Origin of the sequence: Serratia sp. CY84636 (genome assembly GCF_052166245.1) — a bacterium.
Taxonomy (GTDB): domain Bacteria; phylum Pseudomonadota; class Gammaproteobacteria; order Enterobacterales; family Enterobacteriaceae; genus Serratia; species Serratia nevei.
This window is the reverse complement of the sequence record NZ_JBJNOX010000009.1, coordinates 195124-219343: the sequence shown is the minus strand read 5'-3', so window position 1 is coordinate 219343 and position 24220 is coordinate 195124. Positions and strand designations below refer to the sequence as shown.

At 59.4% G+C, this 24220-nt stretch carries 22 protein-coding genes; 4 read left to right on the top strand and 18 right to left on the bottom strand.

Annotation, left to right across the window (positions count from 1 at the left end; genetic code table 11):
• Window positions 1–36 precede the first annotated feature (36 nt).
• The 15 genes from rnhB to rpsB all read right to left on the bottom strand — a co-directional run bounded on the left by rnhB (window position 37) and on the right by rpsB (window position 15211).
• A complete protein-coding gene (rnhB, locus tag ACJ8QI_RS21260; protein WP_194572708.1) occupies window positions 37–630 on the bottom strand; it encodes a ribonuclease HII in 594 nt (197 codons plus the stop codon).
• The gene (gene lpxB / locus ACJ8QI_RS21255; protein WP_442533040.1) at window positions 627–1775 is read right to left on the bottom strand and encodes a lipid-A-disaccharide synthase; all 1149 of its coding nucleotides are present in this window, start codon (window positions 1773–1775) and stop codon (window positions 627–629) included. Before lpxB ends, rnhB begins: the two co-directional genes overlap by 4 nt.
• 3 nt (window positions 1776–1778) lie before the next feature.
• Window positions 1779–2567 carry an acyl-ACP--UDP-N-acetylglucosamine O-acyltransferase gene (gene lpxA, locus ACJ8QI_RS21250; protein WP_047729988.1) on the bottom strand — a complete coding sequence of 263 codons (789 nt, stop codon included), beginning with the start codon at window positions 2565–2567 and terminating at the stop codon, window positions 1779–1781.
• 3 nt (window positions 2568–2570) lie between these two features.
• Window positions 2571–3026: a 3-hydroxyacyl-ACP dehydratase FabZ gene (gene fabZ, locus ACJ8QI_RS21245; protein ID WP_004931962.1), complete on the bottom strand. Its 456-nt coding sequence runs from the start codon at window positions 3024–3026 to the stop codon at window positions 2571–2573.
• Window positions 3027–3186: 160 nt separating this feature from the next.
• A complete protein-coding gene (gene lpxD, locus ACJ8QI_RS21240) occupies window positions 3187–4209 on the bottom strand; it encodes a UDP-3-O-(3-hydroxymyristoyl)glucosamine N-acyltransferase (RefSeq protein WP_048234602.1) in 1023 nt (340 codons plus the stop codon).
• Between the two features lie 3 nt (window positions 4210–4212).
• A complete protein-coding gene (gene skp, locus ACJ8QI_RS21235) occupies window positions 4213–4710 on the bottom strand; it encodes a molecular chaperone Skp (protein WP_004931958.1) in 498 nt (165 codons plus the stop codon).
• A gap of 156 nt (window positions 4711–4866) precedes the next feature.
• Window positions 4867–7293, bottom strand: a complete 2427-nt coding sequence (gene bamA / locus ACJ8QI_RS21230) for an outer membrane protein assembly factor BamA (protein WP_060441357.1) — start codon at window positions 7291–7293, stop codon at window positions 4867–4869.
• A gap of 35 nt (window positions 7294–7328) precedes the next feature.
• Window positions 7329–8684 carry a sigma E protease regulator RseP gene (rseP, locus tag ACJ8QI_RS21225; protein WP_442533049.1) on the bottom strand — a complete coding sequence of 452 codons (1356 nt, stop codon included), beginning with the start codon at window positions 8682–8684 and terminating at the stop codon, window positions 7329–7331.
• A 27-nt stretch (window positions 8685–8711) separates the two neighbouring features.
• Entirely contained in the window at window positions 8712–9554 is an 843-nt protein-coding gene (cdsA, locus tag ACJ8QI_RS21220; RefSeq protein WP_047729987.1) for a phosphatidate cytidylyltransferase, read from the bottom strand.
• Between the two features lie 9 nt (window positions 9555–9563).
• The gene (gene ispU / locus ACJ8QI_RS21215) at window positions 9564–10322 is read right to left on the bottom strand and encodes a (2E,6E)-farnesyl-diphosphate-specific ditrans,polycis-undecaprenyl-diphosphate synthase (RefSeq protein ID WP_049198255.1); all 759 of its coding nucleotides are present in this window, start codon (window positions 10320–10322) and stop codon (window positions 9564–9566) included.
• A 277-nt stretch (window positions 10323–10599) separates the two neighbouring features.
• Window positions 10600–11796, bottom strand: coding sequence for a 1-deoxy-D-xylulose-5-phosphate reductoisomerase (gene ispC / locus ACJ8QI_RS21210; RefSeq protein ID WP_442533039.1), 1197 nt, complete (start codon window positions 11794–11796; stop codon window positions 10600–10602).
• Between the two features lie 157 nt (window positions 11797–11953).
• On the bottom strand, window positions 11954–12511 hold the full coding sequence (gene frr / locus ACJ8QI_RS21205; RefSeq protein WP_004931943.1) for a ribosome recycling factor: 558 nt from the start codon (window positions 12509–12511) through the stop codon (window positions 11954–11956).
• 119 nt (window positions 12512–12630) lie between these two features.
• Window positions 12631–13356, bottom strand: coding sequence for a UMP kinase (pyrH, locus tag ACJ8QI_RS21200; RefSeq protein ID WP_004931940.1), 726 nt, complete (start codon window positions 13354–13356; stop codon window positions 12631–12633).
• Between the two features lie 148 nt (window positions 13357–13504).
• Window positions 13505–14356, bottom strand: a complete 852-nt coding sequence (gene tsf, locus ACJ8QI_RS21195; protein ID WP_033635739.1) for a translation elongation factor Ts — start codon at window positions 14354–14356, stop codon at window positions 13505–13507.
• A gap of 129 nt (window positions 14357–14485) precedes the next feature.
• Entirely contained in the window at window positions 14486–15211 is a 726-nt protein-coding gene (rpsB, locus tag ACJ8QI_RS21190) for a 30S ribosomal protein S2 (protein WP_016929891.1), read from the bottom strand.
• Between the two features lie 345 nt (window positions 15212–15556).
• Between rpsB and map the strand changes: the two genes are divergently transcribed.
• The 4 genes from map (at window position 15557) to ACJ8QI_RS21170 (ending at window position 20474) form a co-directional block, all read left to right on the top strand.
• Window positions 15557–16351, top strand: a complete 795-nt coding sequence (map, locus tag ACJ8QI_RS21185) for a type I methionyl aminopeptidase (protein WP_004931936.1) — start codon at window positions 15557–15559, stop codon at window positions 16349–16351.
• 73 nt (window positions 16352–16424) lie between these two features.
• Window positions 16425–19088 carry a bifunctional uridylyltransferase/uridylyl-removing protein GlnD gene (glnD, locus tag ACJ8QI_RS21180; protein WP_047730854.1) on the top strand — a complete coding sequence of 888 codons (2664 nt, stop codon included), beginning with the start codon at window positions 16425–16427 and terminating at the stop codon, window positions 19086–19088.
• A 42-nt stretch (window positions 19089–19130) separates the two neighbouring features.
• Window positions 19131–19955 (top strand): 2,3,4,5-tetrahydropyridine-2,6-dicarboxylate N-succinyltransferase, encoded by an 825-nt coding sequence (gene dapD / locus ACJ8QI_RS21175; protein WP_004931932.1) that lies wholly within the window; start codon window positions 19131–19133, stop codon window positions 19953–19955.
• 129 nt (window positions 19956–20084) lie between these two features.
• Window positions 20085–20474, top strand: a complete 390-nt coding sequence (locus tag ACJ8QI_RS21170; protein WP_004931929.1) for a DUF3461 family protein — start codon at window positions 20085–20087, stop codon at window positions 20472–20474.
• Window positions 20475–20531: 57 nt separating this feature from the next.
• Here the strand turns inward: ACJ8QI_RS21170 and ACJ8QI_RS21165 are convergent, their stop codons facing one another.
• Genes ACJ8QI_RS21165 through pbpC form a run of 3 tightly spaced genes read right to left on the bottom strand, consistent with a single transcriptional unit; the run spans window position 20532 to window position 24197 of the window.
• A complete protein-coding gene (locus ACJ8QI_RS21165) occupies window positions 20532–20984 on the bottom strand; it encodes a flavodoxin (RefSeq protein WP_033654121.1) in 453 nt (150 codons plus the stop codon).
• 33 nt (window positions 20985–21017) lie between these two features.
• The gene (gene truC, locus ACJ8QI_RS21160) at window positions 21018–21788 is read right to left on the bottom strand and encodes a tRNA pseudouridine(65) synthase TruC (protein WP_033654120.1); all 771 of its coding nucleotides are present in this window, start codon (window positions 21786–21788) and stop codon (window positions 21018–21020) included.
• Window positions 21789–21848: 60 nt separating this feature from the next.
• The gene (gene pbpC / locus ACJ8QI_RS21155; RefSeq protein ID WP_442533038.1) at window positions 21849–24197 is read right to left on the bottom strand and encodes a penicillin-binding protein 1C; all 2349 of its coding nucleotides are present in this window, start codon (window positions 24195–24197) and stop codon (window positions 21849–21851) included.
• Window positions 24198–24220 lie beyond the last annotated feature (23 nt).

Sequence of the window (24220 nt, the reverse complement as noted above, 5' to 3'; positions counted from 1 at the left end):
GTTAATGCTATCGTCGAGCCCAGTCAGGCCCGCAGACTACAGCGCCAGCGCCCTTTTCACCGGCGCGAAGCTGCGGCGGTGATGCTCGGTGGCGCCCAGCGCGGCCAGCCGCTCCAGGTGGAAGGCCGTCGGGTAGCCTTTATGCTGCGCGAAACCGTAATCCGGGAACTCGCTGTCCAGCTCGGCCATTTCGCGATCGCGCGTGACCTTCGCCAGAATGGACGCCGCGCTGATCTCCGCCACGCGGCTGTCGCCCTTCACCACCGCCTGCGAACGCATCGGCAGCTTCGGGCAACGGTTACCGTCGATTAAAACCATGTCCGGCGCGATATGCAACCCGGCCACCGCGCGCTGCATCGCCAGCATCGTCGCATGCAAAATATTCAGCTGGTCGATTTCCGCCGGCTCGGCGCGGCCCAGGCTCCAGGAGAGCGCTTTGGCGACGATTTCGTCATACAGCGCCAAACGGCGTTTTTCACTGAGTTTCTTGGAGTCCGCCAGCCCGACGATCGGCTGCGCCGGATCGAGGATCACGGCGGCGGTAACCACCGCGCCAACCAACGGGCCGCGGCCCACTTCGTCCACACCGGCAATCAGCGTGGCAGCGGGATAGATAAAGGGTTCAATCATGCTTTCGCCAGCTCCAACACAGCCTGAGCGGCCTGTTCGTCCGCACCGCAACGGATGCTTTGGTGCAAGGTAAGGAAAGTCTGTTTCAGCGCTTCGGTTTGCGGGCTCTCTTCCAGCAGCGGCATCACGGCGGCGGCCAGTTTGTCCGGCACGCAGTCATGCTGCAGCAGCTCGGTGACGATCTCGCGCCCCGCCAACAGATTCGGCAGCGAAACGTAAGGCGTTTTCACCAGCTTCTGCGCCAGCCAGAAAGTGAACGGTTTCATGCGATACCCCACTACCATCGGACACTTGGTCAGCATGCACTCCAGCGCCGCGGTGCCGGACGCCAGCAGCGCCGCGTCGCTGGCGATCATCGCTTCACGTCCCTGGCCATTCAGCAGGTGTACAGTCAGATCCGGCGCCACTTCGGCCTTAATGCGCTCAAACTGCTCGCGCCGTTTGGCATTGACCAGCGGCACCACCACTTCCAGCTCGGGATAACGCGTGCGCAGCAGCTGCGCGGTTTTGAGGAAGTCGGCGCTCAGCATCTCGACTTCGGCGCCGCGGCTGCCCGGCAACAAGGCCAGACAGCGCGCCTGCGGAGCGATGCCAAGCTGGGCGCGCGCCGCCAGCCGATCCGGCTGCAACGGCATGGCGTCCGCCATGGTGTGGCCGATAAAGCGGCAAGGCACGTTGAAACGATCGTAAAACGCTTTTTCGAAAGGGAGAAAGGCCAGCACCAGATCGGTGGCTTTGCCAATTTTGAAAACGCGCTTTTGCCGCCAGGCCCACACGGAAGGGCTGACGTAGTGAATGGTGCGGATGCCGCGCTGCTTGAGGCGGCCTTCCAGCGTGATGTTGAAGTCCGGCGCGTCGATGCCGACAAACACGTCCGGCCGCAGCTCGCCGAAGCGGCGGGTGAGATCCTTGCGGATCTTCAACAGGCGTGGCAAGCGCTCAAGCACTTCCACCACGCCCATGACCGCCAGCTCTTCCATTTCGTACCAGGCTTCGCAGCCTTCGGCCTGCATCAGCGGGCCGGCGACGCCAACGAAACGCGCGTCGGGGATCTGCGCCTTGAGCGCGCGGATCAAACCGGCGCCGAGAATGTCACCGGAGGTTTCTCCGGCGACCAATCCGATTGTCAATGGACGATTCGACATAACTCAGCGAATGATGCCGCGGGTGGAACGGGTGAAGAAATCGAGGTACAGCTGCACCACCGGTTGCTCTTTAGCCAGGGCTTCGATTTCCGCTTTCGCTTCATCCAGCGTTTTCTCGCTGCGATACAGGATCTTGTAGGCGTTACGAATCGCCTGCATTTCATCCTTGTCAAAACCGCGACGCTTCAGGCCAATCGCATTGACGCCGAACGGTGTCGCGTGGTTGCCCTGAGCGATGACGAAAGGAGGCACGTCCTGAGCGACGCCGGAACAACCGCCTACCATCACATGCGCACCGATAACGCAGAATTGGTGGATCGCCGTCATGCCGCCGATGATGGCGTGATCGTCGATTTCCACGTGTCCGCCGAGCGTAGCGTTGTTGGCCAGCACACAGAAATTACCGACCACGCAGTCATGCCCGATATGCGTATTGACCATCAGCAGGTTATCGTTGCCCACTTTGGTCAGGCCAGTGCCCTGCGCGGTGCCGCGGTGAATGGTGACGCTTTCGCGGATGCGGTTGCGATCGCCCACTTCAACACGCGTCGGTTCGCCCGCGTATTTCAGATCCTGATTCACTTCACCGATGGAGGCGAACTGATAAATCTGGTTATCGCAGCCGATCTTGGTAATGCCGTTCACCACCACGTGGGATTTCAGCACCGTGCCGGCGCCGATTTCCACCTGGGAGCCGACGTAGCAGAAAGGGCCGATATGCACGTTGGCGCCGATCACGGCGCCTTCTTCGACTATCGCGCTAGGATGGATAAAGGCGGTTTGGTCAATCACGGATTAAGCCTCCCGGCTGCGGGCACACATCATGGTTGCTTCGCAGACAATTTTACCGTCAACGGTCGCCACGCCTTTGAAGCGAGTCAGGCCGCGGCGAGTTTTCTCGAAGGTGACTTCCATGACCATCTGATCCCCTGGCACCACAGGACGCTTGAAGCGCGCTTCGTCGATACCGGCGAAGTAATACAGCTCGCCCGGCTCCAGTTTGCCGACGCTTTTAAACGCCAGGATACCGGTGGCCTGCGCCATGGCTTCCAGGATCAATACGCCTGGGAAAATCGGTTTGCCAGGGAAGTGGCCCTGGAAAAACGGTTCGTTCACCGATACGTTCTTCACCGCACGCAGATATTTGTGCTCTTCAAACTCGAGGACGCGGTCGACCAGCAAGAACGGGTAACGGTGAGGAAGCAGATCCAAAATTTCTGCAATATCCAGAGTATGAGTGTCAGTAGTCAAAATACTCTTCCTGTCTCTAAAAACTGATGGCATCAACAACACGGCCTGCGCTGACCCCAAAAGGAGATCATCATGCAGGCCGCAAATTAACATCTCTTTGCGCTTTTGGTCTCACGACCAACGCGTTTCGTTTTGTCCCCGCCAGGGCGGGCGGCAATGATTAGTCTTTTCCGACTTTACGTTCGACAGCTTTCAAGCGCTTGCTGATCTCATCGATATTCATCACCAACGCAGCGGTTTTACGCCAAACCTTGTTAGGCTGCAACGGAATGCCCGAAGAGTATACCCCAGGTTCGGTGATTGGTCGCATAACCATTCCCATTCCGGTAACAACAACCTTGTCGGCAATCTCCATGTGACCGTTGATCACGCTGGCACCGCCGATCTGGCAGTAGCGGCCGATTTTCAGGCTGCCGGCCATGATCACGCCGCCGGCGACGGCGGTATTGTCGCCAATCACGACGTTATGTGCAATCTGGCATTGGTTGTCGATGATAACACCATTCCCGATTTGGGTGTTATCCAAAGCGCCGCGGTCAATGGTGGTGCAAGCGCCGATTTCGACGCGATCGCCGATAATCACCGTGCCCAACTGAGGGATTTTGATCCACTCGCCGCGCTCGTTCGCATAGCCGAAACCGTCCGCGCCGATCACGGTGCCGGACTGGATCAGGCAGCGCTGGCCGATTTCAACCGCATGATAAATCGTGACGTTCGCCCACAGACGCGTTCCCGCGCCGATGCGTGCGTGTTTGCCAATGAAGCAGCCCGGGCCGATAACCACGTTATCGCCCAGCACCGCACCCGACTCGATCACCGCGTTCGCCCCAATGGCGACGTTGTGCCCCAGCTGCGCCTCAGGCGAGATCACCGCGCTTGGCGCGATATCCTGCGCCGGTGCCGGCGTGGTGTCCATCAGCTGCGCCATGCGCGCGTAGGTCAGGTAAGGGTTCTTAACCACCAGCGCCGCAGCACGGCAGTGTGGTAAATCCGCTTCGGTAAGCACCACGGCGCTTGCCTGGCAGGAAGACAGCTGCTCTTGATAGCGGCTGTTTGACAAAAACGTGATTTGGCCAGGCTGTGCCGAATGCATAGAAGCAATGCCGGTGATGACGAGATCGCCATCACCGTGCAATTGTGCATCCAACTGCTGCGCTAAATCAGCCAGTCGAATTGAAAGCATGTGTTATTTAACCTGTTTCAGCACGTCAGCAGTGATATCTTTGGAAGAGTCTGCATAGGCAACGGCGTTGGCGTCGATCACCACGTCATAACCGCCTTTGCTGGCAACAGATTTCACAGCGTCCTGGATACGGCTCAGGATCTTGTTACGCTCTTCCATCTGGCGACGACGGTTGTCCTGCTCGAAAGCCTGCGCTTTCTGAGAGAACTGCTCGCGCTGTGCCATCACGTCTTTTTCCAACTTGCTGCGGTCGCTGGCTTTCATGGTAGCGCCGTCACGCTGCAGACGTTGCATTTTGGTCTGCAGGCTACGTTCCATGTTCTGGAGTTCGCTTGCACGGCCTTTAAACTCGTTTTCCAGCTGTTTAGCGACCGCTTCGCGGGCCGGCAGCTGTTGGAAAATGCTGGAGACGTTAACGACAGCGATCTTATCTGCTGCCTGAACGCCAGCTGAAGCAGCCATTGCTAAACCGAGGCCTGCGGCACACAACCACTTTTTCACTATAAACTCCTTACCATCACCCATTTGTGTCATATGACACTGAAGTACACAATTTGCCAGACTTATCCCACCAAACAATGAGAATCATCTCCCTCTGCCGGCGGGCGCCTGGCCATTGCGATTCTTAATAACTGTTATGCCCAGAGGCGAGACCCGTTACCAGGTCTTACCGATGTTAAACTGGAACTGTTCGGACTTGTCGCCTTCGTATTTCTTGATCGGGTTGGCGTAAGAGAACACCAACGGCCCCAGCGGCGACATCCACTGCAGCGCGATACCGGCGGAAGAACGAATATTGCCCGCTTTACTGTAGTCAGGCACGCCGTACATCAGCGTTTCGTCGGTATTCTTCCACTTGGTATCCCACACGGTACCGGCATCGATGAACAGCGACGTCCGCACGGAGTTGGCGTATTTCTCGCTGATGAACGGCGTCGGGGTGATCAGCTCCAGGCTGGCCACCGCCATGGCGTTACCGCCCACCGCGTCATCCGAGCTACAGATGCTCTGACGCGTGGTGGTGCTGCCGGCGTTGAACTGGCACTGGTACGAGTTGGAGTTGTAATACACCGCCTTCGGACCGATGGTGTTGGACTGGAAGCCACGCACGGTGCTTGAACCACCGGCATAGAAGTTCTCATAGAACGGCATTTCCTTGCCGCCCAGCCCATCCGCGTAACCCAGACGGCCACGGCCCAACAGCACCCAGGTGCGATCGTCGTTGATCGGCACGTACTGAACGCTGTCCAACGTCACCTTGTAGTATTCGTTGTCCGAGCCCGGAATGGTGACCTTGCCGTTCAACGTGGTGCGGTTACCCGACGTCGGGAAGTAGCCGCGGTCCAGGTTGTTGTAGGTCCAGCCCAGGTTCAGGGTAAAGTCGTCCGTCGAGTAGCTGGCGCGGTCAGTCTTGTTCGCATCCACGCCCATCGAGTCGAGATAACGCCACATGGCGATCTGCGGCTGCATGTTCGACAGGCCGTTGTGGACGTAGCCCAGGCCGGTACGCAACGAGTTGTTTTCGTTGATCGGGAAGCCCAGCGTGCCGTCAACACCGTAACTCTTGTTGGTGTAGTCGGACAGGTCCGCGTTATCCGCTTTAAAGTCGTTGTAGAACACGCGGCCGCCCAGGCTCACACCGTCAACGGTGAAGTACGGGTTAGTGACCGAGAATTCGGTATAGGTTTGGTAGTCGTTTTTGGTGCCGCTGATGCCGACCGAGTAGCCGGTACCCAACCAGTTGTCCTGCTGCACGCCGGCCTGGAAGCTGACGCCGCTCTCGGTGCCGTAACCGACGCCGAAGTTAAAGGTACCAGTGTTGCGCTCTTTCACCTTGTAGGTTACATCGACCTGATCGGCGGTGCCCGGCACGCGCTGGGTTTCCACGTCGACCGTTTCGAAGTAGCCCAAGCGGTTCAAGCGTTCTTTACCCTGCTCGACCTGCTCGTTACCCAGCCAGGCGCCTTCCATCTGGCGCATTTCGCGACGCAGTACGGAATCCTTGCTGGTGTCGTTGCCTTCGAACTTGATGCGACGCACGTAGAAGCGGTTGCCCGCGTCGACGTTGACGTGCAGCTTGACGGTTTTATCCGCGTCGTTGATCTCCGGCTGAGTGCCGACGCGCGGGTAGGCGTAACCATAACGGCCCAACATCGTTTTGATGTTGTCTTCCATTTTGGTCACCTTGCTGCCGTTATACAGCTCGCCCGGTTCGATCTTGGTGATCTGAGCAACTTCCGCCGAGTGGCCGGCCAGGTTGCCGTTCACGACAACATCGGAAAGCTTGTATTGATCGCCTTCGGTGATGTTGATGGTGATGTAGATGCCTTTTTTATCCGGCGTCAGGCTCACCTGAGTAGAATCGATGTTGAAGCGGGCATAGCCGCGATCCAGATAGAAGCTGCGCAGGGTTTCGAGATCGCCCGCCAGTTTTTGCTTCTGGTATTTGCGATCGCCGACCAGGTTCCACCACGGCACCTCATCACGCAGCTGGAAGCGCGAGATCAGTTCGTCGTTGGTGAAGGCATGGTTGCCGACGATGTTGATTTGTTGAATCTTGGCGGAGACCCCTTCCGTGAACACCAGCTTCAGGTCGACACGGTTGCGCGGCAGCGGCGTAACCACGGCTTTCACCGAGGCGCTGTATTTACCGACGCTGTAGTAGAAGTCTTCCAGCCCTTTTTCAATGCTGGAGATCGTGGTGCGGTCGAGCGCCTCGCCCACCCGGACGCCGGAGGCTTCCAGGTTCTGCTTAAGCATGTCATCCTTCACCGACTTGTTGCCGGAGAAAGTGATGCTGGCGATGGTAGGACGTTCCTTCACCTGCACGATCAACGTATTACCATCGCGCAGTACGCGCACGTCCTCGAAGTTGCCGGTGGCAAACAAGGCTCGGATGGTATTACTGATGTCATCGTCAGTGACGGTATCGCCGACGCGAACCGGCATGTTGAGTAACGCCGCACCGACGGCGACTCGCTGCAGGCCTTCGAAATGAATGTCTTTCACTACGAACCCGTCTGCACCGTATACGGTGGCGCTGCCAAACAGCAGCGACGCTATGAGCAACTTTTTCATCGCCATCGTTGTTATGCGTTCTTCCTAACCTATCCCCGCCCCTAGAGGCGGGAAAAATCATTGAAAAGTGCAAGACCCATCAACAACACCAGCACGATCGAACCTATGCGGTAGCTGTAGTCCTGTACTCGCTCGGAAACCGGCCCACCCTTCAGCTTTTCTATCGCCAGGAAGAGGAGATGCCCACCATCTAACACCGGTAATGGGAACAGGTTGATGATCCCCAGGTTGACGCTAATCAACGCCAGGAACATCAGATAATACACGAACCCGACTCCGGCTGACGCCCCTGCTCCCTGTGCAATCGAGATCGGGCCACTCAGGTTGTTCAGCTTTACATCACCGGTTATTAATTTGCCCAGCATGTTAACCGTCAGCCGCATCAGCTGCCAGGTCTTGTCGCCGGCCTGATACAGCGCCGGGAACGGTCCATACTGGCGAATCGTCTTATACTCGTCCGGCAGCGGCAGCACCTTTGGAATGATGCCTGCAAAACCCACCGATTTGTCTTTTCCCACCGGCTTTGTATCCGGTATCAGCGTCAAAGACAAGGGGGCGCCGTTTCTTTCAATCTCCAAAGCCAGCAGTTGCCCCGGGCCATCGTGGATACGCTTCACCAGCGTCTGCCAACGACCCAACGGCTGACCATCGACTTTAACGATCCTGTCCCCCGCTTGTAAACCCGCCTTTTGCGCCGCCGAGTCAGGCTGCACTTCCGCCAACACGGATTCAATCTGCGGGCCGCGCGGCATAATGCCCAGCGCGACAACGGGATCCTGCTTGTCCGGCTCAAAGTTCCACTGGCGCAAATCCAGGGTTTTGGTCACTACCTGCGAAGAGCCGAATGGCGCAACGCCGACTTCGGTTTGTGCATCGCCAATCTTCGCCACCAGCGCCAGACGAACTGACTCCCAATCAGGCGTTTCGATGCCGTCAACCGACTTTAGTTCCATGCCAGACGAAATTTCGGCCTTGGCGGCGATGGATTGCGGCGCGATTTCGCCGATCACCGGGCGGAAACTCGGCACGCCGATGATGAACACCAGCCAGTAGGCAAGGATAGCAAACAGGAAGTTGGCGATGGGGCCGGCGCTGATGATGGCCGCGCGCTGCCAGACGGTTTTGTTGTTGAAGGCCTGATGGCGCATTTCCGGCGCCACCGACTCCACGCGTTCGTCCAGCATCTTCACGTAGCCGCCGAGCGGAATCAAGGCGATGACGTACTCGGTGCCCTGGCGATCGGTGCGGCGCCACAGCGCGCGACCGAAGCCGATGGAGAAACGTTCAACGCGCACGCCGCAACGGCGGGCAACCCAAAAGTGTCCGAACTCGTGCACGGTTATCAAGATACCGAGCGCAATCAGAAACGCCACCAGGTTCCAAAGCACGCTGACCATCATCCCTCACTTTCCGTCATCGACGGATTAAAACACCAACAGCATCAGGCAGGCAAACACCGGCACCGCCGCGGTCAGGCTGTCGATACGATCCAGTATGCCGCCATGACCGGGGATCAAATGACCGCTGTCCTTGATGCCTGCTTCGCGTTTGAACATGCTTTCGGTCAAATCGCCCAGCACCGAAGCCAGCGCGGCGAGCACCGAACAGGCCAACAGGGTGGTCGGCACCACGTTCAGTGGCGCATAGCGGCCGAACAGCCAGGAGATTACCGCCGACGTCAACAACCCGCCGATCAGCCCTTCCCAGGTTTTGCCCGGCGAGACCTTCGGCGCCAGCTTATGCTTGCCGAACAGCTTGCCGAACATGTAGGCGCCGGAATCCGCGCCCCACACCAGCAGCATCACGTACAGCAGCCACCAGGCGCCGGTAAACGGGTTTTGCTCGTAGCCGTACTGGCGCAGCGCCAGCATGCCCCAGAAGAACGGCACGATGGTCAGCAGGCCGAACAGCAGGCGCAGCGGGCGCGAGTTGCGCCAGATAGCGGCCGAGCCGGGGTAGAACAGCACCAGCAGCAGCGCCGCCAGCCACCAGACCAGCGACAGCCACAGCGAGCCGCTCACCTGCGGCACGGATTGATGGTACGCGGGAACGCTGAGCATCATCAGCGCCAGCAGAAAACCGCACAGTATCGCCAGCCAGATGCGCTGCGAACGGGAGGTAAAACCGGCCAGTTGGCCCCACTCCCAGGCTGCTAACATGCACACGACGAGCGTTACCAGAGCAAAGGCCAGCGGCGGCAACAGGAACAGCGCCGCGATAACGATCGGGATTAAAATCAGAGCAGTTATGAGGCGATACTTCAGCAAAAGTTCTCCCTAGGACGCATCGGCGCCGATAGGTGTTGTTCCCCCGAAGCGGCGCTCACGTTGTGCAAATGCATTCAGCGCACCTTCAAAGACAAGTTCATCGAAATCAGGCCAGAGCACATCCGTAAAGTAAAGTTCAGCATAGGCGATTTGCCACAGCAGGAAGTTACTGATGCGATGCTCGCCACCGGTGCGGATAACCAGATCCACCGGCGCCAGGTCGCTCATGCAAACCCGCTCGCTCAATAATTCCTCGCTGATCTGATCCGGGTGCAACTCTCCCACCCGTACCCGTTCGGCCAGCTCCCTTACTCCCTGAATGATATCCCAACGGCCGCCGTAGTTGGCAGCGATATTGAGCGTCAGGCCATCGTTATTTTCCGTCAGCGCTTCAGAGCGGCGGATCCGCTCCTGCAAACGCGAGCTGAACCGGCTGATATCGCCGATCACCCGCAACCTGACGTTATGTTTATGCAGGCTTTTTACTTCACTATCCAGAGCACGGACAAAAAGCTCCATCAGGGCGGAGACTTCCTGCACCGGACGGTTCCAGTTTTCGCTGCTGAAGGCATAAAGCGTGAGCGCATCTAAATGGTGGCTGGCGGCAAAACTGACCGCGCGGCGAACCGATTTCACCCCTGCTTTATGACCGAAGACACGTAACTTGCCCTGACGTTTGGCCCAGCGTCCGTTACCGTCCATGATGATGGCGACATGGCGCGGCCCCGGGGAAGATGGATTAGCCTCTTGTTGGTTTGCGGACGACATAACTCGTACTTATTTCCTCAATAGAAATATAACTGCCTTTCCGGAACATCAGGCCCTTACGCGCAAAAAAAGCCGTGTGCCCGACACGGCTTTCAGCCTGCCCTCGCGATGCCCGGCGCAGCCGGGTCGCCATTGACGCACAGGGCGCCAATCGGGCCATAATTCAACGGTATAACCGCTGACAGGTGGCGCAGACTATACCACCTCAGCGGAGCATGAACAAACGGCCCCGCTGCGGCATACGCGAATTACGAGCAAAATCGGATAATCGCCGTGCTCAACCGCGCAACGCGCGAACGCGCTCCTCGGCGGCGGCGCGCGCCTGGCGGTCAATGTCTAAGACCGCTTCGATGCACGTCGGTTCCTGCAGCGCGAGGCGCTCGACGACCTGCCGGTTGACCGCGGCAATGTCGGTAAAGCGAATCTGCTGCTGCAAAAATGCCGCCACGGCGATTTCATTCGCCGCGTTCAGTGCGGTGGTCGCCGCCTGGCCGGCGTCGAACGCTTCGATCGCCAAATACAGGCAAGGATAGCGCTCGCGCTCCGGTTCGGCGAAGGTCAGCGAACCGATGCGGCAGAAGTCCAGCGCTTCCACGCCGGAGTTTACGCGCTGCGGATACGCCATCGCATGGGCGATCGGCGTGCGCATATCCGGCGTACCCAGCTGCGCCAGCACGCTGCCGTCGGCATAGCGCACCATCGAGTGAATCACCGACTGCGGGTGCAGGATCACTTCCATTTGCTCGGCCGAGGCGTTAAACAGCCAGCGGGCCTCAATGTATTCCAGACCTTTGTTCATCATGGTGGCGGAGTCCACCGAGATCTTGCGGCCCATCGACCAGTTCGGGTGGGCACAGGCTTGATCCGGGGTCATCGCGGCGAACTGCTCCAGCGGCGTGGTGCGGAACGGGCCGCCTGAGCCGGTAAGCACGATGCGCGAAACGCCATGACTGTCCAGGGAAGAGTATCCCAACTGACGCTGAATGCTCTCAGGCAAACTCTGAAAAATCGCATTGTGCTCGCTGTCGAGCGGCAGCAGCTGCGCCTGGCTTTGCCGAACCGCGTCCATAAACAGACGGCCGCAGGTGACCAGCGACTCTTTGTTGGCCAGCAACACCTGCTTGCCTGCGCGGATCGCCGCCAGCGTCGGCAATAGCCCTGCGGCGCCGACGATGGCCGCCGTCACTTGATCGACGTCATCCAACGCCGCCAGTTCGCAGGCCGCTTGTTCCCCGGCCAAGACCTCGGTAGCGACGCCGTTTTCCGCCAGAATGGCGCTCAGCTCGCGAGCGGCGCTTTCCTCAGCCATCGCGGCGAAGGCGGGCCGGAATTCCATGCATTGCTGCGCCATGACCGCGACGTTGCGGCCGGCCACCAGTGCTTTGATCGCAAAACGGTCGGGATTAGCCCTGACCACGGCCAGGGTGCTGGTCCCTACCGAGCCGGTCGAGCCAAGAATGGTCAGTTGCTTCATGAGTTCACTCTGAATAACTGTCTGATGAGATCGGAGGTGCTCCAGTGTGGAACCTTGGACACCGCTTGTCCATGATCTTTCAGTACGATGAAACGGGATCTGCGCCACAAAAAACAAAGCGCCGCCCAGGCGACGCTTTTTTTCTGCGCGATGCTGATTAGAAATCCATCAGCTCTTTTTCTTTCTCTGCCAGCGCGGCATCGACCAGCTTGATGTAAGCGTCGGTCATTTTCTGAATCTCGTCTTGTGAACGACGTTCTTCGTCTTCGCTGATCTCTTTGTCTTTCAGCAGCGCCTTGACCTTGTCGTTAGCGTCGCGACGCACGTTACGCACCGCTACGCGGCCCTGCTCGGCTTCGCCGCGTACGATCTTGATCAGATCCTTACGACGTTCTTCGGTCAGCGGAGGCAGCGGAACGCGAATGTCAGAGCCGGCGGAAGACGGGTTGAGGCCCAGATCGGAGCTCATGATCGCTTTCTCAACGGCCTGGCTCAGGCTGCGGTCGAACACGTTGATTTTCAGCGTGCGGGAGTCTTCCACGGTCACGTTGGCCAGCTGGCGCAGCGGCGTAGCGGCGCCGTAGTATTCCACCATGATGCCGTCCAGAATGCTTGGAGAAGCGCGGCCGGTGCGGATCTTGCTGATTTGGTTTTTGAATGCTTCTACGCTTTTTTCCATGCGTGAATCAGCATCTTTTCTGATTTCATTAGTCACGTTGCAAACCCTTGGAAGCTGGTTACTTGGCAGGCGATACTCAAGTATAGCCCGTAATCGTACTCGGAGAGCGCGCGGCGCCTGGCGTCACGCGCACCGAAAAAGGGGTGTGAACAGCCTTATTTGCTGATCAGCGTACCTTCGTTCTCACCCATCACCACGCGGCGCAGCGCGCCAGGCTTGTTCATGTTGAACACGCGGATCGGCAAGCCGTGATCGCGGGCCAGCGTAAACGCCGCCAGATCCATCACTTTCAGCTCGCGCTCCAGCACGTCCTGATAGGTTAATTGTTCATACAGCGTCGCATCCGGGTTTTTCACCGGATCGGCGGAGTATACGCCATCCACTTTGGTGGCTTTCAGCACCACGTCCGCTTCGATCTCGATGCCGCGCAGGCAAGCGGCGGAATCGGTGGTGAAGAACGGGTTGCCGGTACCGGCGGAGAAGATCACCACGCGGTTGTTGCGCAGCAGGCTGATAGCCTCTGCCCAGCTGTAATTGTCACATACGCCGTTCAGCGGGATCGCCGACATCAGGCGGGCGTTCACATAGGCACGGTGCAGTGCATCACGCATAGCCAGGCCGTTCATCACGGTAGCCAGCATTCCCATGTGGTCGCCCACTACGCGGTTCATGCCGGCTTGCGCCAGGCCCGCGCCGCGGAACAGGTTCCCGCCGCCAATAACTACACCGACCTGAATTCCCAGTTCGACCAGCTCTTTCACTTCCTGAGCCATGCGATCCAAAACGCTGGCGTCGATACCAAAACCTTCTGCACCTTGCAGGGCTTCGCCACTCAGTTTAAGCAGAATACGCTGATATACGGGTTTTGCATTGGTTGCCATGGTGTTCTGTCCTAAGAAGCAGTATTAGTATTGGGGATTTCAGCCGATGAAACGCGCCTGAGGTGAGAATCACGCTGCAGGGCCTGCCACCGGTGTAATTCTGGCTGGATAGTATGGAACCGCCAGACGGCGGTTCCATCGACAGTCATTAAGACTGTTTGCTCATCGCGGCAACTTCAGCAGCGAAGTCGGTTTCGACTTTCTCGATGCCTTCGCCCACTTCGAAGCGAATGAAGTTGGTCACGTCAGCGTTGTGCTCTTTCAGCACCTGAGCAACGGATTTGCTCGGATCCATAACGAAAGGCTGACCGGTCAGAGAAACTTCGCCGGTGAATTTCTTCATGCGGCCTTCAACCATTTTCTCTGCGATTTCTTTCGGCTTGCCCGACTGCATGGCGATGTCCAACTGAACCTGGTACTCTTTTTCTACCACTTCAGCAGACACGTCTTCTGGCTTCACGAACTCTGGCTTGCTTGCCGCAATGTGCATTGCGATTTGCTTAACCAGCTCTTCGTCAGCGCCTTTAGCCGCAACCAGTACGCCGATACGCGCGCCGTGCAGGTAGCTGCCCAGCACTTCGCCTTCCAGGGAAGCAACGCGACGAATGTTGATGTTTTCGCCGATTTTTGCCACCAGCGCTACGCGCTCTTCTTCGAACTGTGCTTTCAGCACGTCAACGTCAGTGATTTTGCCGGCCATAGCGGCATCCAGCACTTTGTCGGCGAACGCCTGGAAACCGGCGTCTTTTGCTACGAAGTCAGTCTGGCAGTTAACTTCCAGAATGATGCCGTAGTTGCCTTCGATCTTGGTTTTGATCACGCCGTCAGCAGCCACGTTGCCTGCTTTTTTAGCGGCTTTGATCGCACCGGACTTACGCATGTTTTCGATTGCCAGTTCGATGTCGCCGTTGGATTCAACCAGCGCCTTCTTGCAATCCATCATGCCAGCGCCGGTACGCTCGCGCAGTTCTTTTACCAGGGCAGCGGTAATATCAGCCATTTATTTTTCCTCGGTTATCTCGCGTGGAGACAGTTCTCATTCAGATAAGCAAAGGGGGCCTTTACAGGCCCCCCTAACCAACATATGTCAATACCTGGTTAATAAGGGCTCAGTGACGAGCTTGCCTTATTATTCAGCTTCTACGAAGCCTTCTTCCGCCTGAACGGCCAGATCTTGAGAACGACCTTCACGCACAGCGGCAGCAACGGCAGTCAGGTACAGGTTTACTGCACGGATTGCGTCGTCGTTACCAGGGATGATGAAGTCAACGCCGTCTGGGTTGGAGTTGGTATCAACGATAGAGAATACCGGGATACCCAGGTTGTTGGCTTCTTTGATCGCGATGTGCTCGTGATCGGCATCGATAACGAACAGTGCGTCTGGCAGACCGCCCATATCTTTGATACCGCCCAGGGAGTTTTCCAGCTTGGCCAGTTCACGAGTGCGCATCAGCGCTTCTTTCTTGGTCAGCTTGTCCAGGGTGCCGTCTTGAGACTGGATTTCCAGATCTTTCAAACGCTTGATGGACTGACGAACGGTTTTCCAGTTAGTCAGCATGCCGCCCAACCAGCGGTGGTTCACGAAGAACTGGTCACAGCTGTTAGCAGCGTCTTTTACCGCTTCGCTTGCTGCGCGCTTGGTACCAACGAACAGGATCTTGCCTTTACGGGAAGAGATCTTGCTCAGTTCAGCCAGAGCGGCGTTGAACATTGGTACGGTCTGCTCCAGGTTGATGATGTGAACCTTGTTACGAGCGCCGAAGATGAAAGGCTTCATTTTCGGGTTCCAGTAACGGGTCTGGTGACCGAAGTGAACACCAGCCTTGAGCATGTCGCGCATGGAAACAGTTGCCATGATTAAACCTCTATAGATTAATTGGGGTTATGCCTCCACGTATCCCATAGCGCCGACCCTGGCGGCGACAAGTCACCTCAGGGCACCCCGGCGGATGTGCCGATACGTGTGTGTTATTTACACAAAATGAGTGCAGTTAAAGTATTTTCGGCCAATTCCTGCCAGGTCACAAGAACCAAGTCGCGGATCGCCGGCGCGCTTTATACCATAAACCCGCTGCAGACACCAACTTTTGTTGCTTTGCGCCGGGCATCGGGAAATGAAATTTGGCAGCCTCCGGCCGGGCTGATACCATAAGTCACTGCTTCTTATTGTCGACGATAACGACACCTGCGGACGAATTTCATGGCAATCTCAATTAAAACACCTGATGACATCCAAAAAATGCGCGTGGCCGGCCGCCTGGCCGCCGAAGTGCTGGAAATCATCGAGCCGCACGTCAAACCTGGCGTGACCACCGGCGAACTGGACCGTATCTGTCACGAGTACATCACCAACGAGCAGCAGGCCATTTCCGCCTGCCTCGGCTACCACGGCTTCCCGAAATCCGTGTGCATCTCGGTGAACGAAGTGGTGTGCCACGGCATCCCGAGCGATGACAAAACGCTGAAGGACGGCGACATCGTCAACATCGACGTGACCGTAATTAAAGACGGTTTCCACGGCGACACCTCGAAGATGTTCATCGTCGGCAAACCGACCATTCTGGGCGAGCGCCTGTGCCGCGTCACTCAGGAAAGCCTGTATCTGGCGCTGAAGATGGTCAAGCCGGGCATCCGCCTGCGCACCCTGGGCAAGGCTATCCAGCAATTCGTCGAGGCCGAGAAGTTCTCCGTGGTGCGCGAGTACTGCGGCCACGGCATCGGCGAAGTGTTCCACGAAGAGCCGCAGGTGCTGCACTATGATGCCGATGACGGCGGCGTGGTCCTGCAGGCGGGCATGGCCTTCACCATCGAACCGATGGTCAACGCCGGTGACTACCGCATCCGCACCATGAAAGACGGCTGGACGGTAAAAACCAAAGATCGCAGCTTGTCGGCGCAGTATGAGCATACTATTGTGGTCACTGATAACGGCTGCGAGATAATGACGTTGCGCAAGGATGACACCATCCCCAACATCATTACGCACGAGATGTAAGCACCGCGGCGAACGCCGCGTGCAGAATATCACCAGGCCGGCTTTTGCCGGCCTTTTTTATGGGCTGCGCACTATGTCTGACAATCTCCTTCAACAAGCGGCCCCGGCCGTGCCGATGCCGCCCGCTTCCCCCAGCACCTACGGCAACGACGAGCTCACCTGTCCGGTGCTGAAACAGCGGCTGGAGCAATTCCAGCTGTGGCTGGCGGCAGCGTTCGACGCCGGTGCCAGCGCCGAAAGCCTGGTGGCGGCGCGCAGCGACTTCATCGATCGCCTGCTGCGCCGGCTGTGGACCTTCTACGGCTTCGAAGATATCCCGGAAACTGCGCTGGTGGCGGTCGGCGGCTACGGCCGCGGCGAGCTGCACCCGCTGTCGGACATCGACGTGCTGGTGCTCAGCCAGCGCCGGCTGACGGAACAACAGTCGCAGCGAGTCGGCGAATTCATCACCCTGCTGTGGGATCTCAAGCTGGAAGTGGGCCACAGCGTGCGCACCCTGGAAGAATGTCTGCTGGAGGGATTGGCGGATCTGACCGTGGCCACCAACCTGATCGAATCGCGCATGATCTGCGGCGACGTCGCGCTGTTCCTGCAGATGCAAAAACATATCTTCAGCGACGGCTTCTGGCCCTCGCCGCAGTTTTTCCACGCCAAGGTCAACGAACAGCAGGAGCGCCACCAGCGCTACCACGGCACCAGCTATAACCTGGAGCCGGATATCAAAAGCAGCCCTGGCGGCCTGCGCGACATCCACACCCTGCTGTGGGTGGCGCGGCGCCACTTCGGCGCCACCTCGCTGGACGAAATGGTCGGCTTCGGTTTCCTCACCCAGGCCGAGCGCAACGAGCTGAACGAGTGCCAGAGCTTCCTGTGGCGCATCCGTTTCGCATTGCATCTGGTGCTGCCGCGTTACGACAACCGCCTGCTGTTCGATCGCCAGCTCAGCGTGGCGCAGCTGCTGCGCTATGAAGGCGAAGGCAACGAGCCGGTCGAACGCATGATGAAAGACTTCTACCGCATGACGCGGCGCGTCAGCGAGCTGAACCACATGCTGCTGCAGCTGTTCGACGAAGCCATCCTGGCGCTGGACGCCACCGAGAAGCCGCGCCCGCTGAACGACGATTTCCAGCTGCGCGGCGATCTGATCGATCTGCGCGACGAAACGCTGTTTATCCGCGAGCCGCAGGCCATCATGCGCATGTTCTACCTGATGGTGCGCAACCGCGAGATCAAGGGCATTTATTCCACCACGGTGCGCCAGCTGCGCCACGCCCGCCGCCATCTGAAACAGCCGCTGTGCACCATTCCGGAAGCGCGCGATCTGTTTATGGCCATTCTGCGCCACCCCGGCGCGGTCTCGCGCGCGCTGGTGCCGATGCACCGTCACAGCGTGCTATGGGCCTATATGCCGCAGTGGGGCAAGATCGTCGGCCAGATGCAGTTCGACCTGTTCCACGCCTATACCGTCGATGAACACACCATCCGCGTGCTGCAAAAGCTGGAGAGCTTCGCCGATGCGCAAACCCGGCCACGCCATCCGCTGTGCGTAGAGCTGTACCCGCGCCTGCCGCACCCGGAATTATTACTGTTAGCGGCGCTGTTCCACGATATCGCCAAAGGGCGCGGCGGCGATCACTCGATCCTCGGCGCGGAAGACGTGGTGGAGTTCGCCGAACTGCACGGCCTTAACTCGCGCGAAACCCAACTGGTGGCCTGGCTGGTTCGCTGGCACCTGCTGATGTCGGTCACCGCGCAGCGCCGCGATATCCAGGATCCGACGGTGATCCAGCAGTTCAGCAGCGAAGTGCAGAGCGAAACCCGCCTGCGTTACCTGGTGTGCCTGACGGTGGCGGATATCTGCGCCACCAACGAAACCCTGTGGAACAGCTGGAAACAGAGCCTGTTGCGCGAGCTGTACTTCGCCACCGAGAAGCAGCTGCGCCGCGGCATGCAGAACAGCCCGGATCTGCGCGAACGCGTACGCCATCACCGCCTGCAGGCGCTGGCGCTGCTGCGCATGGACAACATCGACGAAGAGGCGCTACACCGCATCTGGAGCCGCTGCCGCGCCGACTATTTCCTGCGCCACTCGCCGAACCAGCTGGCCTGGCACGCCCGTCACCTGCTGGCCCACGACTCCACCCAGCCGCTGGTGCTGGTCAGCCGCCAGGCGACGCGCGGCGGCACCGAGATCTTTATCTGGAGCCCGGATCGCCCCTACCTGTTCGCCGCCGTCGCCGGCGAGATGGATCGCCGCAATCTGAGCGTGCACGATGCGCAGATCTTCACCAACCGCGACGGCATGGCGATGGACACCTTTATCGTGCTGGAGCCGGACGGCAGCCCGCTGGCGCAGGATCGCCACGCGGCGATCCGCCAGGCCTTGCTGCAGGCCATCACCCAGCGGGAGTACCAGCCGCCGCGCGTGCGCCGGCCTTCTTCCAAGCTGCGTCATTTCAGCGTGCCGACCGAGGTGACCTTCCTGCCGACCCACACCGATCGCCGCAGCTACCTGGAGCTGATCGCACTTGACCAGCCCGGCCTGCTGGCGCGGGTGGGCGAAGTGTTCGCCGACCTGGGGCTGTCGCTGCACGGCGCGCGCATTACCACCATCGGCGAGCGGGTCGAGGACTTGTTTATCCTGGCCGACGGCGAGCGACGCGCGCTCGATCAGGAAACGCGCAGAAAGTTGGAGCAACGGTTGACAGAGGCCCTCACCCCAAACGATAAAATGTGATACAAGTAACTTTTTACCGACAACATCAGGAAAGAGAACAGCATGCAGCAATTACAGAACGTTATTGAAAGCGCCTTCGAGCGCCGTGCGGACATCACCCCGGCGAACGTAGACACCGTAACGCGCGAAGCGGTAAACCAGGTGATCGGCCTGCTGGACAGCGGCGCCTTGCGCGTCGCCGAGAAGATCGACGGTCAATGGGTCACCCATCAGTGGCTGAAGAAAGCCGTGCTGCTCTCTTTCCGCATCAACGACAACAAGGTGATGGACGGCGCGGAAACCCGCTACTACGACAAGGTGCCGATGAAGTTCGCCGACTACGACGAAGCGCGCTTCCAGAAGGAAGGTTTCCGCGTCGTGCCGCCGGCCACCGTGCGCCAGGGCGCGTTCATCGCGCGTAACACCGTGCTGATGCCGTCTTACGTTAACATCGGCGCCTACGTCGACGAAGGCACCATGGTCGACACCTGGGCCACCGTCGGTTCTTGCGCGCAGATCGGCAAAAACGTTCACCTGTCCGGCGGCGTCGGCATCGGCGGCGTGCTGGAGCCGCTGCAGGCCAACCCGACCATCATCGAAGACAACTGCTTCATCGGCGCGCGCTCCGAAGTGGTGGAAGGCGTGATCGTGGAAGAGGGCTCGGTGATTTCGATGGGCGTATACCTCGGCCAGAGCACCCGTATCTATGACCGCGAGACCGGCGAAATCCATTACGGCCGCGTGCCGGCGGGTTCGGTGGTGGTTTCCGGCAACCTGCCGTCGAAAGACGGTTCTTACAGCCTGTACTGCGCGGTGATCGTCAAGAAAGTCGACGCCAAAACGCGCGGTAAAGTCGGCATTAATGAGTTATTGCGCACTATCGACTAAATTGAAATAGCGGGTGATTCACCCGCTATTTTTTTGTCTGCGTTTCGCTGGCAGTCACAGTCGCAGATCTCGCTTTCCGCCATAATTGCAGTCGTGGAATATAACGATCACATCTAAAGAGGGCGCAGTATGTACGATAACTTGAAGAGTTTGGGCATCAATCAACCGGAAGACGTCGATCGCTATAGCCTGCGTCAAGAGGCCAACAACGACATCCTCAAGATCTATTTCCGCAAGGACAAAGGCGAGTTCTTCGCCAAGAGCGTGAAGTTCAAGTACCCGCGCCAGCGTAAAACCGTGGTGGCGGACAACGCCGGCCAGGGCTACAAGGAAATTCACGAGATCAACCCGAACCTGCGCTACGTGATCGACGAACTGGATCAGCTGTGCCAGCGCGATCAGGTGGAAGTGGATCTGAAGCGTAAAATCCTCGACGACCTGCGCCATCTCGAAGGCGTGGTGTCGCACAAGATTGCCGAGATCGAAGCCGATCTGGAAAAACTCACCCGCGGCAAATAATGCGGATCGGTTGACCCGCATCATCGCCAAGGCGCCCTTTCGCGGCGCCTTTTTACTTTACGATTGCAGCAGCGTGCCCCACTGCTCGACCCACGGGCAGGCGGCCACTTCCGGCTCCGGCTGTTCCATCGCATCGATCTCCAGCACTTCGCTGACGCGGGTGGCACCCTGCTCTTGCAGCAGCGCGTCGAACGCGCGCCCGGCGCCGCAGAAGTTGTCATAGCTGCTGTCGCCGAGGGCGATCAGCCCATAGCGCAGCTCCGGCTGGTAGCCGACCTGATCGCGAATGGCGTGGAACAGCGGCGCGATGCTGTCCGGCAGATCGCCCTGCCCGGTGGTGGAGGTGATCACCAGCGCGTAGTGCTGACGATAAAACTGCCAGGCCTCCAGCGTGCCCTCTTCGAACAGTTTGACCTCATGGCCCTGCTCGCTGAGGATGTTTTGCGCCTCTTCCGCCACCAGCAGCGAATTGCCGTAGACCGTTCCCACGAAGATACCAACCTGAGCCATGGCTCCTACTCCCTTCATTACCTTTAAAAATTGTCAGCTATCCTGACCGTTAGCCGCGCTAAACTCAACCCCGGCAAGTTCAGGGAATACCCCCGCCCAGCCGAACTGCGCCATCACCCCTTGCCAGTCTTCGTCCCAGCGCGCCGTCACCCGCAGCGGCTCGCCGGTCACCGGGTGCGTCAGCTGCAGATGACTGGCGTGCAGCATCAGGCGCGGGCAGCCGAAATGCTGCGCCATACCGCGGTTCTGCCGCAGATCGCCGTGCTTGCTGTCGCCGATGATCGGATGGCGAAGATGCGCCATGTGGCGCCGCAGCTGGTGCTTGCGGCCGGTTTCAGGCTGCAGCTCCACCAGGCTGTAGCGCGCGCTGTCGTAGCGGCCGACGGCCACCGGCATCTCTACCTGCGCCAGCGGCCGGTAGTGCGTCACCGCCGGCTGCGGTCCCTTATCGGCATCGGCATGTTTATCGGCGATTTTGTCCAGCTCCGCCGTCAGCGGGTAGTCGAGGGTCGCCCCCTCCTGCACGTAGCCGCGCACCACCGCATGGTAGGTTTTCTGCACCTGATGCTGCTCGAACTGCTGCGACAGCAGGCGCGCCACCTCGCTGGAGAGCGCCATCAGCAGCACGCCGGAAGTCGGGCGATCGAGACGGTGCACGGTAAAGACGTGCTGCCCAAGCTGATCGCGCACCGTCTGCATCATAAAGCGAGTTTCATGACGGTCCAGCCAACTGCGGTGCACCAACCAGCCCGACGGCTTGTTCACCGCCACCAGGTGTTCATCCTGATACAAAATCTCAATCACATCGCTTTCCCAGGTAAATAGCCGTTTCGGGCGCGAGTATAACAGGCGTGCGGCTCAGCGCTAGTTCACCCATTCGATGGTCACCAGGCGCGTATCGGCGCGGCCGCGATCGTCCACCGCCCGAATGCGGTAGCGCCCGTTGTTGATCGGCCGCCAGTCGATCGGCTTTTTGCTGGCGCTGCTGCCGAGATAGATATCGTCGACGAACCAGTACACCGTCTTGCTGTCGGCGTCCGTCACCGCGTTGAAGGCGATTTTATCTCGCCCCTGCTGCGACTGGCGCAGGGTATAGGTGGTGTTTTTCAGCGGCGAAGTGATGCGAGGCGCGTTGCCGCCGATGGCGACGCCGTTGTCCTTGCAGCGGTTGACCGGCGGCGCCCGCTTCGGCAGCCCGGCCTGGGCGAACACGTTGGCCAAATCGGAAGGCCAGAACTCAAAGATTTCGGTGCGGGTCTGCGCCGCGTCATACGGCGGGCAGACGACCTCGCCGCTGTGAATATCCAGCACCACCGGCCGATAGACGCTGTCGACCTTGATCGGCGATTTGCCGGGAATAAACCAGGTCTTGCCCTTCTGCTGGCACCACGGCGTGGGCAGATCGCCGCTGGCGAGACAGATCTCCACCCGCCGCAGCCGTTGGGGGAACGGGTGCTTCGGTTCACGCAGGCCAGGATAGCTGGCGTTGACGCTGTCGATGATGTTGAAGAACAGCGGCGCTGCCGCCTCGGCGCCGACCAACGCATTGTTGCCGCGCCCGTCGAAGTTGCCTTCCCACACCACCAGCACGTAAGGGCCGAAAATCCCGACGCTCCAGGCGTCGCGAAAACCCCAGGAGGTGCCGGTCTTCCAGTACACCGGCAGTGAAGAAGAACGTTGCGCCAGCGTATCGCCCGGCCGCCGATGCTGGCGCAGCATATCCAGCGTAATGAAACTGGCCTCCTCGCTCAGCAGCCGAACCGGCGTCGATTCGGCCTCGTTCAGCTGCATACGCAGCGGCCGCAGCTCGCCGCGATTCGCCAACAGCGCATACAGCTTCGCCAACTCCTGCGCCGTCACCTCGCCGCCGCCCAGCACCAGCGACAACCCGTAGTGGCTCTCACTGGCCATATTGGCCACGCCGGTCAGACGCAAAAACTGATAAAAGGTCGGCTGGCGCAGCTGCGAGGCGACATACACTGCCGGGATGTTGCGGCTGAAATTCAGCGCATCGGTGGCGGTCACCGGGCCGAGAAAGCGCCGGTCAAAATTTTCCGGCGCATAGGCGCCGAACGACGAAGGCACGTCTTTCAGGATGGTCATCGGATGCAGCACGCCCTGCTCCATGCCCAGCGCGTAGATAAACGGCTTCAGCGTCGAACCCGGTGAGCGCTTGGCGTTGGTACCGTTTACCTGCCCCTGGATCGGCCGATTGTAATAGTCCGCCGATCCCACCAGCGCACGCACCCCCATATCGCGGCTGTCCACCAGCAGCACCGCGGCGTTTTGGATGCCGCGGCTGCGGTTGCGGGCGATAAACGCGTTGACCTGCCGCTCGACCAGCCGCTGCAACCCGGCGTCCAGCGTGGTATCGACGCGCGTATCGCGCTGCACCAGTTGCTGCGTCTGCAGCCGTAACTGCTCGATAAAGTGCGGCGCGATATAGGGCACTTGCTCAGGCTGTCGCAGCGCCAGCGGCAGGCGGAACAGCGTTTGCTGGCTGGCGTCGGTGGGGTAAACCCGCTGCCAGCGCTGGAACAGACGGTTGCGCGCCTGCGTCAATGCAGCGCCGAGCACGCCGGTTTTCGGCTCCAGACGGTAGCTGGGCGACTGCGGCAGCACCGCCAGCGTCAGCGCCTCCGGCAGGGTCAAATCCTTCGGCGACTTGGCGAAATAGATCAGGCTGGCAGCGCCGATGCTTTCGATGTTGCGGCCGTAAGGGGCGTAATTCAGGTAGGCTTCCAGGATATCGTGCTTGGAGTAGCTGAGCTCCAGCTGCACCGCGCGCAGCACCTGCAGCAGCTTGCCGCCCGGCGTGCGGGTGTTGAGATGCCAGCGCATGCGCGCCAGCTGCATGCTGATGGTCGACCCGCCCTGCATTTTGCCGCCGGCGACATAGCTGCGCCAGAAGCCACGCATCAGGCTAACGGGGTTAAAGCCGGGGTTGTAGTAGAACCAGCGGTCTTCGTGCAGCAGCAGCCCACGCACCGCCAGCGGCGACACCTGCTCCAGCGGGGTCCACAGCCGGTAGCGATCGTCGTTGGCCAGCGTAATGCGCAGCAGCGCGCCGTGCCTGTCGTAATAGACGGAAGACTGCGGCAGCCCCTGCCACAAAGGCGGATGCGGCCACAGCCGAATCGCGCCCAACAGCAGCGTCAGTAAAAACACCGCCATCAAGCCGTTTTGCAGCACGCGCCCGGTCAGGATCTTCATACGTTCTCACCACCCCGGCGCCA

Bases quoted from the DNA above. Each gene is read 5' to 3' on its own strand.
- ACJ8QI_RS21165 (WP_033654121.1), bottom strand. From the start codon at position 20,984: ATGGCTCAGGTTGGTATCTTCGTGGGAACGGTCTACGGCAATTCGCTG.
- glnD (WP_047730854.1), top strand. From the start codon at position 16,425: ATGTCTGACAATCTCCTTCAACAAGCGGCCCCGGCCGTGCCGATGCCG.
- pyrH (WP_004931940.1), bottom strand. From the start codon at position 13,356: ATGGCAACCAATGCAAAACCCGTATATCAGCGTATTCTGCTTAAACTG.
- rnhB (WP_194572708.1), bottom strand. From the start codon at position 630: ATGATTGAACCCTTTATCTATCCCGCTGCCACGCTGATTGCCGGTGTG.
- map (WP_004931936.1), top strand. From the start codon at position 15,557: ATGGCAATCTCAATTAAAACACCTGATGACATCCAAAAAATGCGCGTG.
- ispC (WP_442533039.1), bottom strand. From the start codon at position 11,796: ATGAAGCAACTGACCATTCTTGGCTCGACCGGCTCGGTAGGGACCAGC.
- bamA (WP_060441357.1), bottom strand. From the start codon at position 7,293: ATGGCGATGAAAAAGTTGCTCATAGCGTCGCTGCTGTTTGGCAGCGCC.
- ACJ8QI_RS21170 (WP_004931929.1), top strand. From the start codon at position 20,085: ATGTACGATAACTTGAAGAGTTTGGGCATCAATCAACCGGAAGACGTC.
- lpxD (WP_048234602.1), bottom strand. From the start codon at position 4,209: ATGCTTTCAATTCGACTGGCTGATTTAGCGCAGCAGTTGGATGCACAA.
- ispU (WP_049198255.1), bottom strand. From the start codon at position 10,322: ATGTCGTCCGCAAACCAACAAGAGGCTAATCCATCTTCCCCGGGGCCG.
- rseP (WP_442533049.1), bottom strand. From the start codon at position 8,684: ATGGTCAGCGTGCTTTGGAACCTGGTGGCGTTTCTGATTGCGCTCGGT.
- pbpC (WP_442533038.1), bottom strand. From the start codon at position 24,197: ATGAAGATCCTGACCGGGCGCGTGCTGCAAAACGGCTTGATGGCGGTG.
- tsf (WP_033635739.1), bottom strand. From the start codon at position 14,356: ATGGCTGATATTACCGCTGCCCTGGTAAAAGAACTGCGCGAGCGTACC.
- lpxB (WP_442533040.1), bottom strand. From the start codon at position 1,775: ATGTCGAATCGTCCATTGACAATCGGATTGGTCGCCGGAGAAACCTCC.
- rpsB (WP_016929891.1), bottom strand. From the start codon at position 15,211: ATGGCAACTGTTTCCATGCGCGACATGCTCAAGGCTGGTGTTCACTTC.
- dapD (WP_004931932.1), top strand. From the start codon at position 19,131: ATGCAGCAATTACAGAACGTTATTGAAAGCGCCTTCGAGCGCCGTGCG.